Genomic DNA, 11,996 nt, shown 5'->3' with positions numbered 1-11,996 from the left:
AACGGTCGAGCCCCTCATCGACGCAGGCGGCGGGAGCAGTCGCCGTCGTGGCCGTCGCGCAGGAGGCAGCGCCGGCCGCCCGGCATGAGCAGGTCGCAGAAGACCCGGTGGCGCAGGAACTGCTGGTCCTCCTCGGAGACGGTCGTCTCCCCCGGGTCGGCCATCGGCAGCACCAGCATCCATCGGCCGATGACCCGGGCCAGGCGTTGCGCGGCAGACAGGTCGGTGGCAACGACGGGCAGGTGGACGACGTACCGCCGGCTCATCAGGCCCGGCCCTCCTCGTTGCGGGCGCCGGCCTGGTCGGCCTGCCGGCGACGCAGGCCGGCCTTGATCCGGGCCGTCTCGAGGCGGCTCTCGGCGAGAGCAGCGTAGACAGCGGCCATGTCGGCGGCGACCCGGTCGAGGAAGGCGTACACGTCGTCCGGGTTCAGCCCGCGACGTCCGAGACCGGTCGGTGGAAAGCGGCGCTCGCGCACCTGCCACGGCAACAGACTGGTGTACGCGGTAGAGCGGTAGGTCGCACCACCACTCGCCGTCCGTGGTCGCTGGTTTCTGGCGTTCATGTCTGCCTGCCTTCCTGACGCGGAGGGGCGAGGGTGTTCGGGGAAGCACGGCAGCCGTTCGGGGGGACCGGACGGCCGCCGTGCTGTGATCAGCCTGCGACAGTCCGCAGTGGAAACGCAACGTTCTAAACCGCAATTTCGCCGTTGTGCATTGACTTTCTTTGCTGAAACCCGTAGGAGTTGCAGGAGCAGGTCACGCAGCGTTGCGTCACGGAACCAAGGAGTGTGCGGATGCCCGACGACATCGGATCGACCGTGCCACGCCGGCAACTCGGTCGGCTGCTGCGACAGTTCCGCAACGAGGCGGGGGTGACGCTCGACGCCGCCGCTGAGGCCCTCGAATACAGCCGGCAGAAGATCTGGCGCCTCGAATGCGGCCAGGGCTCAGTCCGTGTCCTCGACGTCAAGGCGATGTGCGAGCTGTACGGGGTGTCGCCCGAAATGACCGAGGCGATGCGCGGCCTGGCCGCGGAGACGAAGTCGAAGGGCTGGTGGCACGCGTACGGCGATGCGGTGCCGAGCTGGTTCGAGCTGTACGTGGGCCTGGAATCCGCCGCCGCCCACCTCCGCCGCTACGACGAGTCCCTGATCCCCGGGCTGCTTCAGACTCGCCAGTACGCGCTGGGACTCTTTCAGCCAGGCAGTCGGCTCAGCGTCGAAGAGCGCGAGCGCGCGGTCGATGTCCGGATGCAGCGCCAGGCTCTCCTGACCCGCCGCCTGCCAAAGCCGCCTCGATTGGAGGCTGTGCTGGCGGAAGCGGTCCTCCGACGCCCGGTCGGCGGCTCGTCAGTCATGAGCGCTCAACTTAGCCATTTAATCAGGGCCGCCGAGCTTCCCAATGTGTCCATAAGGGTCGTCCCCTTGGCCGCAGGACCCCATCCGGGCGCAGTCGCCGGCTCGTTCGTCATCCTCGACTTCCCCGCCACCAAGGGCGGCCGGGCGGCTCCCGAGCCGTCGGTCGTCTACAGCGAGTCGTTGACCGGGGCCCTCTACCTGGACAAGCCGGAGGAGTTGGCGGCTTACGACAACACCTGGAAGGGCGTGGATGCGCTCGCCCTCGGCGAGGCAGAATCGATGGACATAATAAGGCGCATCATGGGGGGAGACGCGGCATGACTGACCTGACCGGCGCCGTGTGGCGCAAGAGCACTCGCAGCGGCGACAACGGCGGTGACTGCGTCGAGGTTGCCACCAATCTCTGCGACGGGGTCGCTGTCCGCGATTCAAAGGATCCGGACGGGCCATGCCTCCTCTTTTCATCTACTGAGTGGGTCTCCTTCAACTTCGCCATCCGAAGGGACGCCCTGACGCGTTGAGACCTACGATTGGCGCCACGGCACGGGCGGTCTCAGCAACAGGCGCCGCCCTTGCCCACTTCCTCGCCCTACCTCAACTCTTCGTCTGGTTTGGACCAGCCGCCCGGAAGACGTAAGCAGTCCGGCCGGCCCTATCCCCCCTTCTCGTCTGTCGCATCAACGACAGAAATCTTCAACCTCGTCGTCACAGACAGGAATGTCTTCAAAACCGAAGGTGATTCTCCCTCGGACATTCTTTCACTAGACGCAGGGGGTCGATGTGGTTTCGAGTCTCGAGCGCACCTCAACCAAGCAGGACAGAGGTCATCAGCAGACCCCCCATACAGATGAGGCTTACCGGATCACAGCCTCGGGCTCCCTGCCCTCACCTCAGTCCACCTTCCTGATCTGCATGGCACTAATACTCTTGTTCGTCTTCGTCATCGCCGGCACACCGCCAGCGTGGGGCGGAGTCGTCAGATGGACCACCCGAGCACTCGCCGGTATGTTCTTGGTGCTTCTGCTGGCCTGGCACACCCGACGTCGCTACCACCGCCCCCAGACACGCTCGCACCGACCCACCAAGGTGTGGCGCCTGCCGGATAACCAGGTGAATGTCCTTCAGCGCAGCGCGGGTCAGACCAAAGCGCTCACTCGCTTGAACGAGGCGGATTCGGCGCGCGCTCGGGAATTCACTTCTGCGATCATATTTCCCTCGACCGTACGACAAAGAATTACCGAGCGTTATCAGCCGAGCCAGCGAACGCTCACACAGCGGGTCACAATCGACGCGCAGCTTGATCCGCGCGTGGTGCGGCAAATTTTGCACCCGAGAGCCAGCAGCGTCCCCCACCAGTCGCCGGTTCCGCCCCAGCGACAGTCCGGGACAGAAGGAACCTTGGCGGAAGGCAGTGCTTCATCGAACGACGTGGCGGACCGCTCTGGCAGTGTCCGCGAACAGCCCGTAATCCTGTTTCCCGTCCTGGTGCCCCGCAAGGGCGAGATGGTGGACAACCTTCACGTTCTTGCAGCCGACGGGAGCGCCCTGCCAGTCCTTTCGTACCGACAGTACCTTCAACTCGTGGCCCAGGTCCTCAGGACTCTACTTGACATCGCATACGGCACCGACATTTCTAAGAGCACCCACGGCAAGGCCTTCGACGCAGAGCAGATTGCACTCCGGGCGGTGATGCGCCGAGCCGGGATTATCGACCGGGACGACGACGATTCCGCCAGCGATGAGCTCGACCGGGCGGCGAAGTCGGCAGACGGTCCAGATGTGGTCAACCCGGCCGCGCTCCGACTCGCCCAACAACTCGTCAAGAAGCTCACCTCGAACTATGCGGTCGTCGCGGCGGTTCCCTGTCCGCCGGACGGTCGCTTCGTCGTGTCCTATGAGCGGATGATGACTCCGGCCCTCGAACTCGCGCCATTCAAAAATGGAGTCTTGAACTGGCTGAAGGCTAGGGCGCGGCTCCTGCTCGGCTCTCGCCCGGTAGACTTTTCCATAACACTGGACAACGCGTGGACGACGCAGAGCTATCACCTCTTGATCGACGCACAGGATGGAGTTTTCGTCGGCGTTCAAGAATCGGAAGAGCTGATCGACTATCTCGACGCGCACTGGAAGCGCCGTAAGGAGATCCGCCGGGAGGACGCCAAGAATCGGCGGTTCAATTCATCGACTACCGGCGGCTCCACCGTCGACACGACCACGCCGCCCCCGTACTACCGCTTTCGGCGCCGTGCAGGCCAGCGCTACGCGCACTTCTACACTCGATTCTTCCCAGAGCCAATGGAGGAACTCAAGAAGGAGCATGGCATCCCGAACGTCCGTTTCCGTTTCTACGAAGTTCCACCCGGCTCTGTCTTCCGGGCCGTCATAACGGCATCCGCCGCCGCGTTGCTGATCTGGCTGATCGGTTTCGTGGCCTCGCGGAGGGCCGACCCGGGCACGGACGTTCCCGCCTTCCTCTTGGTGTTTCCAGCGGTGGCCGCCGCCTGGCTGGGCTTCGACGGCCAACCCCAACGTCTTCTTGAGGGGACACTTGCGGCCAGGATCTCCCTGGTCACCACGGTTCTCTGCTCCATCGCCGCGAGCGGCCTATTCATGATCTACAAGGCCGACCTTCCGTACTTCCGCTGGGAGAACGTGGCGGACATGCAGATCTTGGGAATCAAGTCCGTGGCCTGGAGCGCGCTGACGGTCCTGGCGACTCTGAATGCGGCCGCGATCGGGTACGCGTACCTTGCACGCACTTGGGAGTTCATTCATCTCTCCGGCAGGGCCGACAACTTCGGGAGCGCAAAGGAGAACCTCCACTGAGGTGACACCCCTGCTACACTCAGCGCCACCTCAGCAGCACTGGACGCGACGGGCCTGCACCGAGAAGCACCTGCACGAGCGTCTCTCAGTTGATCCTTCCGATCATCTGACACGTATCACAGGAAGGAGCACCGGCATGGGGCTGTGGATAGGAGAAGACAACGCGATGGCGACCGACTCGGAGTATCACATCTCATCACATGACTGGCCGGCAGGATCGGAAGCGAACGATCTCACGTTCGAACAGGCGAACCAGGTCTTCGATCTCTTTGACAGCTATTACCCTTTGGCGGTCCAAGGTCTATCGTCAGTCACGATCCCCGTTCCACAGGAGACCGACGACTAATGTTACACACGCGGCCGCGTAAGCCACTAGCGGTCGCTGCCGGGAAGCCGAATGCCGCGACACCTGTAGCCCGTGTGTTCGTCGCGATGACGCATCCACATGACGACATCGAGCACCCTGATGATACTGATAGTGCTCGGCAGGCTGGCCTGACTCCGGAGGTCGGCCAGGCGCTGGGCTAGCAACCCGTCTTGATCATGTAAACGACCGTTCAGCCAGCACCAGAACCTTTTGCCTGTCCGGAAGGCACAGGCGACGACCTCGTCGTAGACCGGTACGAGCTGAGGCCGCTTGCGTGCAAGCAACTTCCCTGCCACAACCCAGCCGATCCCGTCGGCATTGCGGAGCAAGCGCCAAGCCAGGTCGGCTCGTCCTCCTCTGTCGATGAAGGGCGTGGCCGTGGGGTGGCCCAACGGAACATCTGTCGGTATCTCGCGTAGCTCGGCCGTCACGGCCTTTCCCAGCGGGCCCTGCAACAGGTTGAGAGCGGTACGTGGTGGCACCCGGACGCTGAGCAACTCGACCGCGATCAAATCCTCCGCCGTGATGATGTTGCAGGTCTCCAGCCGATCGCCGCCGCCTCCGAGCCGCTCGAACTGCCCGCCCGTGAACGCCGACCCGCCCGCGACTCCGAAGTACCGCTGCAGGTCGGTGACTGACTGCGGTTCGTCCAGGACGGCAAGAATCTGCGGGAGGGTCAGTGAATGTCTCACACTTCACCCCCGATTGCGACCCGCCGCCGGATCTCCTTGAGCGACACCACGTCGCCGGTTCGGGCGTCCTCCGCCGACCAGAAATCTAGTCCATCGGTGGCTCGCCGAGCGGCGGTGATTGACGTGCCGTACACCTCGGTCTTCACCGCCTCACCAGCCGCGCTCGGGGATCCGAGAGTCCGTCCGCCATAGCGGATGCTGCCGTCGGCGAGCAGCTCGGCGACATACTGCTTGCCGAGGTACTTGCCGTAAAGCCGGCTGCCCGGGCGCAACCGGCCGGCCCTGATCAGGTCGATCACCTTCAGCGCGCGTTCGGCGTCCGACACGGGCCGCTTGGGCACACGCCTTCTGCCGGGACCGACCGGCGGCAACTGCTGAGGCAACGTGGGAGTGGCGGCCACGTGCGCCGCGTGTACCGGCTCGACGTGCTCCACAATTGAGACGGGGCTGACAGTCGTCACGCTGGTGGGTGCTGCCGACGACGGGAAGTCGAACGTGGCACGGACCCTGATGAGACTGGACCGGATCTCGTCGCGGCTCAGTCTGGACAGGCGACGGTCAAGCATCGCCACCAGATCCGCCGCCGGCTCCCCGTCACCGAAGAGTTCGAGCAGCTCCCCGTGAACTTGGCGATCGACGAAGTAGCCCTTCCAAAGCTCTTCAATGCGGTTGTCCCGCATATTGTCCTTGCTCAGCAACGACAACATCTCCACCGCGTCGTCGAGGTCCTCCTCTAGGCGGACGGCGCGGAACAATTTGTGCTCGATGGGCACGGGCGCGTGGGCGTTGTAGATCCGCCATTCTGCGCCGTCGGTCAGCGCTACCCATTCGACCCCCGCCACCGCGGCATAGCTGATGGTCTGGTTGGCCCACCGCGGATCGTCCAGGTTCTCCCCGAGGCCTTTAGCCTCGATGAACAGCCGTGGTGTTCGCAGAAGAAGGAGGGCGTAGTCGACAGGGTTGTCCCTGCCACGTCGGCGATACTCACGGTGGACCTCGTCCGGGTCAAACAGGTCCCACCCGAGGGCCCCGATGACCGGCTCGATGAGCCCGGCCTTCGTGTTCTGCTCACCGATTCGCTGGTGCTGACGGCGGAAACGCGCCATCCGTTCGACACACTGCTTGAGCGCATCTTCCAGATCGAACATGCTCACCGTACCTCTCGTCATGCATCTACCTCGCCGGTCACGCTCTCGCCCAGTCGATCGAGATGTACCAGCAACATCTCGATCTCCCTCGCTGCGGGTGACTGCGGTCCGTGCAGCTCGGTGACGCTTCTATGCAGATCTGCGAGCTGGCGGCGGGCGGCGGTCACTTCGCCAACGCCGGCGGCGAGCATGGCGATCTGTTGCCGCAAGGGGAACAGCTCCGGCGAGCCCACCGGCATCACCTGCTGCTCCTCCGCGAGCAGTGAGCGCAACTCGGCCAACGCCGACGTCGCCTCGCCTAGCTCCGCCTGGCAGACCGCCGCCTGCTGCCGGCACTGCCAGATCAACTCCTGATCCGGGACCGGCCGCTCGGCCAGGTCGGGGATAAGCCGCTGGAACTCCGGCAACGCCTGCCGGAATGCCCCGGCCAGGACGTACAGGTTGGCCAGTTTGAGTCGCAGCTCCAGGATGCTCGGCTGCTTAGCGCCGCGTCCCTTCCTGAACGGACGCAGTGCCGTTTCGAGCAGTTGAGCAGCCTGGGTGAACCGCTCCTCCTCGGCGAGCTCCCAGGCGCGCTCTTCGACCTCGGTCAGTTCGTCGAGGGACAGCGGCTCGACAACCTCCGGCGCCGAGCGCGGCCGGACTATGTCCACCCTGGTCGGCTCCATCGGCGCACGGGGCGGTAGCGGACCGAACGGGTAACGGTGGGGCATGGTCGGGTCGACGGATTGACCGTTGGCGACCGTCACCGCCAGGTCGTCGGCCACGCCGGGCTCGACCACTCCGAGCGGCGCCAGGAGCTCGTACACCTCGGCGGCGGACCCGGGCCGGTCCTGCGGGTCCTTGGCGAGCAAGTGGGCGACGAGCCGCACGAGCACGTCGGGCACACCGGCGCGATGTTCGGTGACCGACGGGATGGGGTCGTTCATGTGGCGGTGCAGCAGGCCGAGGGCGCTGTCCGCGCGGTACGGCGGCTCGCCGGTCAGCAGCTCGAACAGCACGCAGCCCAGCGCGTATAGGTCGGCCCGCGGCCCGACCGCGCTGTTGAGCGCCTGCTCCGGGGCCATGTAGGTGGGCGTGCCGAGGGTGTGGCTGGTGGCGGTCAGCCGGGGCACGTCCGGGCCGAGCAGCGCCGCCACCCCGAAGTCGAGGACCTTGACCGATCCGGTCGGGGTCACCATCAGGTTCTGCGGCTTCAGGTCCCGGTGCACCAGGGAGGCGGCGTGCGCGACGGCGAGCACCGAGCAGATCTGCGCGCCGACGGCGGCTGCCCACGGCACGGCGAGCCGGCCACGCTCGGCGATCAGGTCAGAAAGGAGCAAGCCCGGTACGAGCTGCATGACGATGTAGACGTCGTCACCGTGGTGGCCGACATCGTGGACGCTGGGCACCCCTGGGTGGTCCAGCCGGGCCGTCACCCGGGCTTCGCGCATGAAACGCTCGACCGCGTTGTTCCGCTCGTTCTCGGGGATGGTGAGCTTGCGGAGGAACTTGATGGCGACGGGCCGGTCGAGCTTCTCGTCGAAGCCACCCCACACCTCCCCCATGCCGCCATGGCCGAGCGGGTACGTCAGCTCGTACCGGTCGGCCACGCGCTCCTGCGCCCGCATCCGTCTCCCCCTGTTCCCCGCAGCTGATTCCCTTGGTTCGAGCAGCTAGAACCGCTCGCCGTACACTTCAGCCAACTCCCGATACGCCTCGCGAACCGCGTCGAGGGCGGCCGGGTCGTGATCGGCGTTCTCCGCAGCCAAGGCCGCAAGCTCAAGGGCGGTCTGGATCCGGGACAGGTCTGCCTCGATCTGATCCCACAGCGCCCTCGCTTTCTCCCGCTGTTCCGCCAGCAAGTTCACGGCATGACTGTTGGGCGACGCGATCCGCGTCGGCTGGTGCTCCTGGCGAACGACCTGGGGACGAAGCTGCTGCCGACGACCGAGAACGTCAGCGGCCTCCCACAACACCTGGGCGAGCAGCTGCCCTCCCTCAGCCGGGTCGATTATTTTCTGAACGGCGGGTAGGGCAACACCGGCTCGCTCGGCCAACCCCATGAGGCCGAAGAATTCTTCGCGCTCCTCCACCCTCTCGAGCGTGTGGTGTAGTTCCGGGAACGCCGCCTGATCGGGCGCCACCACCTGGGCAGACGGCGTGTTCGACACGGTCGCCGCCAAGCCCAAGCCCAGCACGAGCGTGGCCAGAATGAAGACCACCAAGAAGGGCGCACCGTTGAGGGACAGCCCGAAGGCGCCGAGCACGACCAGCGTGGCGAGCACGATGATGCCAGCCACATTGGGAGAGTTCTGGCGCACCGGTACGGCTCGCAGGTGCGTGATACTTCCCCACTCATTCTTCACTCGCGCCCCGGACACCCTGAGCGGTGCGAGCGCCGCGACAGTCCTCGTGGCGTCGCTGCCGATCCAGAGGTGGAAGGGGTGGTCGGACGGGGACAACCGTCCTCCTCTCGAGAGGTATTCAGTTAGGCGATGCCCTTGCGGCGGCGGATCATCTGGTAGGCCTGCCGGCGCGCGAACTGGTTGAGCTGGGAGCGCAGGCTGTCGTCGTCCAGGTAGCGCTGCATCAGCTTGCCGTTGTCGTCGTGCCGGGACAGGATCACGTCCTCGATGCGCTTATCGCAGACCACGCCGAAGTTGCTCTCGTCGTTGACCATCGCGGCGGCTTCGAGGGTGCCGTCCTCGGCGAGGGCGACAATCTGCTGCTCGACCCAGACCTTGTCCGACTCGCCCAGCCCGATGCCGAACCTGTCATTGAACGCGTCGATCAGCTCGGACAACACGACCTTCTCCAGGTCACGCTGCCCGCCCGCTGCCCCGCCGAGGAAGCCGGGCAGCATCTGCTCGCCCTCGGGTGACAGGGACGCGTCATGCTCGCCGGTCTTGCTGACCCGCAGGTGGGTCAGCTGCACCTCACCGATGTCGACGCTTGGATCCTGTCGGCGGGGCAGCCGGTTGAGCAGCGCCCGCCCGTACAGGTAGAGCCGTTCCAGGTCCTCGTCGTGGTAGGGCACGACCTGGCTGAGGAACGCGTACATCCGGGTGTAGTCGCGCAGGGCGGACCGGAAGGTATCCGCGGCCTCCGGGTCGTCGGCGGCCAGGGCGTTGAAGCGCTGTACGGCCGGTTCGGTGAAGCGGTAGAGAGCGGCATGTGCCCGTTGCAGGCCCGTGTCGGTGGTGGCCTTCGCCTCGGCCGCGAGCAGAGCGTCGACGTACGCCTGCATCTCCGAGGTGACCAAAACCGGGTAGGCCGTCACCGCGTTCTGGGCGGTGTAGAGCAGGTTGGGGTCGGTTGGCGTGGTGGCGGCAGTTTCGAAGTACGGCTTGAACTGCTCGGCGATGTCGCCGGCCTCGTTGACGAAGTCGAGGACGAACACGTCACCCTGGGCCTTGAGCGGGTGGGTGCGGTTGAGCCGGGACAGGGTCTGCACGGCGGCAACGTTCTTGAGGAGCTTGTCGACGTACATCGTGGTGAGCAACGGCTGGTCGAAGCCGGTCTGATACTTCTCGGCGACGACCAGGATCCGATATTCGGTCGGCTGCTTGGCCTTCGGCGTGCCAGCGTGCTTGTCATCGGCGGCGGTGTAGGCGAACCGCTCGGGCAACTCGCCCTCGCTGAAGCCGTTGCTTCGCGCCTCGGTGTGCTCGACGCCGTCGACCTCCAGGTCGCCGGAGAAGGCGACCAGGGAGTCGCACCCTACGTAGCCCTGCATCTCGACGTACTTCTTGATGGCGGTGTGCAGGCGGACTGCGGCCTCGCGAGAGCTGGTGACCACCATGGCCTTGGCGCGGTTACCCAGGCGCGGCGCGGTGTGCTTGCGGAAGTGCTCGACGATGATCTCGGCCTTCTGCGCCTGCATCGTGGGGTGCAGGCTGGCGAAGCGGGCGAGCTGGGCGCCGGCCTTCTTCGGGTCGACCTCCGGGTCGTCGGGGTTGGCGTTGGCCAACTTCCAGTACGACTTGTAGGTCAGGTAATTGCGCAGCACGTCGAGGATGAAGCCCTCGTCGATGGCCTGCCGCATCGAGTAAGTATGGAACGGCTGCGGGTTGCCGGTGACTGGGTGTGGCGTGCCGAACAGCTCCAGGGTCTTCGGCTTTGGCGTGGCGGTGAACGCGAAGTACGACAGCGTCTCGTGCCGGCCCCGGGCCAGCGCCGACGCGGTGAGTAGGTCGCCCGACTCGTCCACGTCGTCGCTACCGAGCTTGAGCAGCACCTTCTTCAGCGCGGCGGCCGAGTCACCGGACTGCGACGAGTGCGCCTCGTCGACGATGACGGCGAACCGCTTGCCGCGAAGCCCCTGCACCTTGTCGAGGATGTAGGGGAACTTCTGCATCGTGGTGATGATGACCTTGGCGGTCTCGCCCTGGAGGGCAGCGGCGAGCTGGGCGGAGTCCTTGTCGATCCGCTGCACCACGCCGGGCACGTGCTCGAACTGGAAGACGGTGTCCTGCAACTGTCGGTCCAGCACCACCCGGTCGGTGATGATGATGACCTTGTCGAAGACCGGCTCGTTGGGACGCAGACCCTTAGCCCGGGCGTCCTCGTCGAGCGTCGGTGCGGTGTGCAGGCTGGAGAGCCGGTGCGCCAGCCAGGCGATGGTGTTCGACTTGCCCGACCCAGCCGAGTGCATGACCAGGTAGTTGTGGCCTGACCCGTTGCGGGCGGCGTGTTCGGTGAGCTGGGTGACGGCGTGCCACTGGTGGTAGCGCGGGAAGATCAGGTTCCGCGATTCCTTGTCGGTGTGCAGGAACCGCCGGACCAAATCCATCCAGGTGTCCGGGTGCCAGATCTGCTCCCAGAGGTAGGAGCTGCGGTAACCGGATGCACCCGCCGGCGGGTTGCCGGCACCGCCCGAGACGCCCGGCCCGTCGGAGCCGGTGTTGAAGGGCAGGAACCGAGTCTTGTCGCCCGCCAGCTTCGTGGTGACGAAGACCAGGTCGGGATCGACGGCGAAGTGCACGAGGGTACGCCTCGCGAAGAGCAGTTCCTTCGGATCGCGGCTTTCGCGATACTGCTTCTTGGCGTCCTCGATGGTTTGGCCGGTGAGCGGGTTCTTCAGCTCGGCCGTGGCGAGCGGGATGCCGTTGACGAAGAGCACCAGGTCCAGGGCGTTGTTGTTGCTCGTCGAGTAGGCAAGCTGACGGGTGACGGTGAGGCGGTTGGCCCGGTAGAGCTTGAGCGCGTCGTCGGTGATGGCGTGGGCAGGCTTGAAGTAGGCCAAGCGGATCAGGACGCCCTTGTCCTTGACGCCACGGCGGAGGACGTCGAGGGGGCCGCGCTCATCGATCTGCTTGGCGAGGTACCGCGCGAAGTGGCGCTGCGCCTCGTCCGGGTTGTTCCCGTGGTAGGCCAACAACCTCGACCACCCGTCGGGCTGGCTCGCGCCAACGAAGGCGAACAGTTCGGCGGTGTCGAGCCGGAGGTGCCGGTGATAATTGCTGGGCGTGCCACGTTGCCACCCTGAGCCGAGCAACGCACCCTGAATCGCGGCCTCGAACGCCGACTCCTGCTGAACAAACTTCACGTGCAGCCCCTTGCAATGACGTTACTGATGTTTTCTCAGGGCAGCCCTTGATCGCTGCATCACGACGCAAAAC

The 11,996-nt window shown here is 65.5% G+C and carries 10 protein-coding genes; 3 read left to right on the top strand and 7 right to left on the bottom strand.

Annotated elements, in window-relative coordinates; all coding sequences use genetic code 11:
• Window positions 1-14: 14 nt before the first annotated feature.
• Together OG505_RS07050 and OG505_RS07045 are read right to left on the bottom strand one after the other, a co-directional pair.
• Window positions 15-266 carry a hypothetical protein gene (locus OG505_RS07050; protein WP_405431890.1) on the bottom strand — a complete coding sequence of 84 codons (252 nt, stop codon included), beginning with the start codon at window positions 264-266 and terminating at the stop codon, window positions 15-17.
• Window positions 266-565: a DivIVA domain-containing protein gene (locus tag OG505_RS07045; protein WP_405431889.1), complete on the bottom strand. Its 300-nt coding sequence runs from the start codon at window positions 563-565 to the stop codon at window positions 266-268. The genes OG505_RS07050 and OG505_RS07045 overlap by 1 nt, the downstream gene beginning before the upstream one ends.
• 231 nt (window positions 566-796) lie before the next feature.
• On the opposite strand from OG505_RS07045, the gene OG505_RS07040 reads away from it, so the two are divergent.
• From OG505_RS07040 to OG505_RS07030, 3 genes are all read left to right on the top strand, one after another.
• Entirely contained in the window at window positions 797-1,681 is an 885-nt protein-coding gene (locus tag OG505_RS07040; RefSeq protein WP_405431887.1) for a helix-turn-helix domain-containing protein, read from the top strand.
• Window positions 1,678-1,881 carry a DUF397 domain-containing protein gene (locus tag OG505_RS07035; protein WP_405431885.1) on the top strand — a complete coding sequence of 68 codons (204 nt, stop codon included), beginning with the start codon at window positions 1,678-1,680 and terminating at the stop codon, window positions 1,879-1,881. The genes OG505_RS07040 and OG505_RS07035 overlap by 4 nt, the downstream gene beginning before the upstream one ends.
• A gap of 877 nt (window positions 1,882-2,758) precedes the next feature.
• On the top strand, window positions 2,759-4,186 hold the full coding sequence (locus tag OG505_RS07030) for a hypothetical protein (protein WP_405431883.1): 1,428 nt from the start codon (window positions 2,759-2,761) through the stop codon (window positions 4,184-4,186).
• Window positions 4,187-4,558: 372 nt separating this feature from the next.
• On the opposite strand, the gene OG505_RS07025 is transcribed toward OG505_RS07030, so the two are convergent.
• Genes OG505_RS07025 through OG505_RS07005 form a run of 5 tightly spaced genes read right to left on the bottom strand, consistent with a single transcriptional unit; the run spans window position 4,559 to window position 11,923 of the window.
• Window positions 4,559-5,245 (bottom strand): DUF6308 family protein, encoded by a 687-nt coding sequence (locus OG505_RS07025; RefSeq protein ID WP_405431881.1) that lies wholly within the window; start codon window positions 5,243-5,245, stop codon window positions 4,559-4,561.
• A complete protein-coding gene (locus OG505_RS07020) occupies window positions 5,242-6,393 on the bottom strand; it encodes a hypothetical protein (RefSeq protein ID WP_405434410.1) in 1,152 nt (383 codons plus the stop codon). Before OG505_RS07020 ends, OG505_RS07025 begins: the two co-directional genes overlap by 4 nt.
• Before the next feature lie 17 nt (window positions 6,394-6,410).
• Entirely contained in the window at window positions 6,411-8,003 is a 1,593-nt protein-coding gene (locus tag OG505_RS07015) for a protein kinase domain-containing protein (RefSeq protein ID WP_405431880.1), read from the bottom strand.
• Between the two features lie 45 nt (window positions 8,004-8,048).
• Window positions 8,049-8,837, bottom strand: coding sequence for a hypothetical protein (locus OG505_RS07010; protein WP_405431878.1), 789 nt, complete (start codon window positions 8,835-8,837; stop codon window positions 8,049-8,051).
• A gap of 26 nt (window positions 8,838-8,863) precedes the next feature.
• Window positions 8,864-11,923: a type I restriction endonuclease subunit R gene (locus OG505_RS07005; RefSeq protein ID WP_405431876.1), complete on the bottom strand. Its 3,060-nt coding sequence runs from the start codon at window positions 11,921-11,923 to the stop codon at window positions 8,864-8,866.
• Window positions 11,924-11,996: the final 73 nt, after the last annotated feature.

The sequence above is a fragment of the Micromonospora sp. NBC_00617 genome (assembly GCF_045161355.1).
In the GTDB taxonomy this organism is placed as follows: domain Bacteria; phylum Actinomycetota; class Actinomycetes; order Mycobacteriales; family Micromonosporaceae; genus Micromonospora.
The sequence above is the reverse complement of the archived record's forward strand: the minus strand, read 5'-3'. Positions and strand labels throughout refer to the sequence as shown.

Excerpts from the sequence above, each read along its gene's own strand:
- OG505_RS07050 (WP_405431890.1), bottom strand. The coding sequence starts at position 266 with ATGAGCCGGCGGTACGTCGTCCACCTGCCCGTCGTTGCCACCGACCTG.
- OG505_RS07045 (WP_405431889.1), bottom strand. The coding sequence starts at position 565 with ATGAACGCCAGAAACCAGCGACCACGGACGGCGAGTGGTGGTGCGACC.
- OG505_RS07040 (WP_405431887.1), top strand. The coding sequence starts at position 797 with ATGCCCGACGACATCGGATCGACCGTGCCACGCCGGCAACTCGGTCGG.
- OG505_RS07035 (WP_405431885.1), top strand. The coding sequence starts at position 1,678 with ATGACTGACCTGACCGGCGCCGTGTGGCGCAAGAGCACTCGCAGCGGC.
- OG505_RS07020 (WP_405434410.1), bottom strand. The coding sequence starts at position 6,393 with ATGTTCGATCTGGAAGATGCGCTCAAGCAGTGTGTCGAACGGATGGCG.
- OG505_RS07015 (WP_405431880.1), bottom strand. The coding sequence starts at position 8,003 with ATGCGGGCGCAGGAGCGCGTGGCCGACCGGTACGAGCTGACGTACCCG.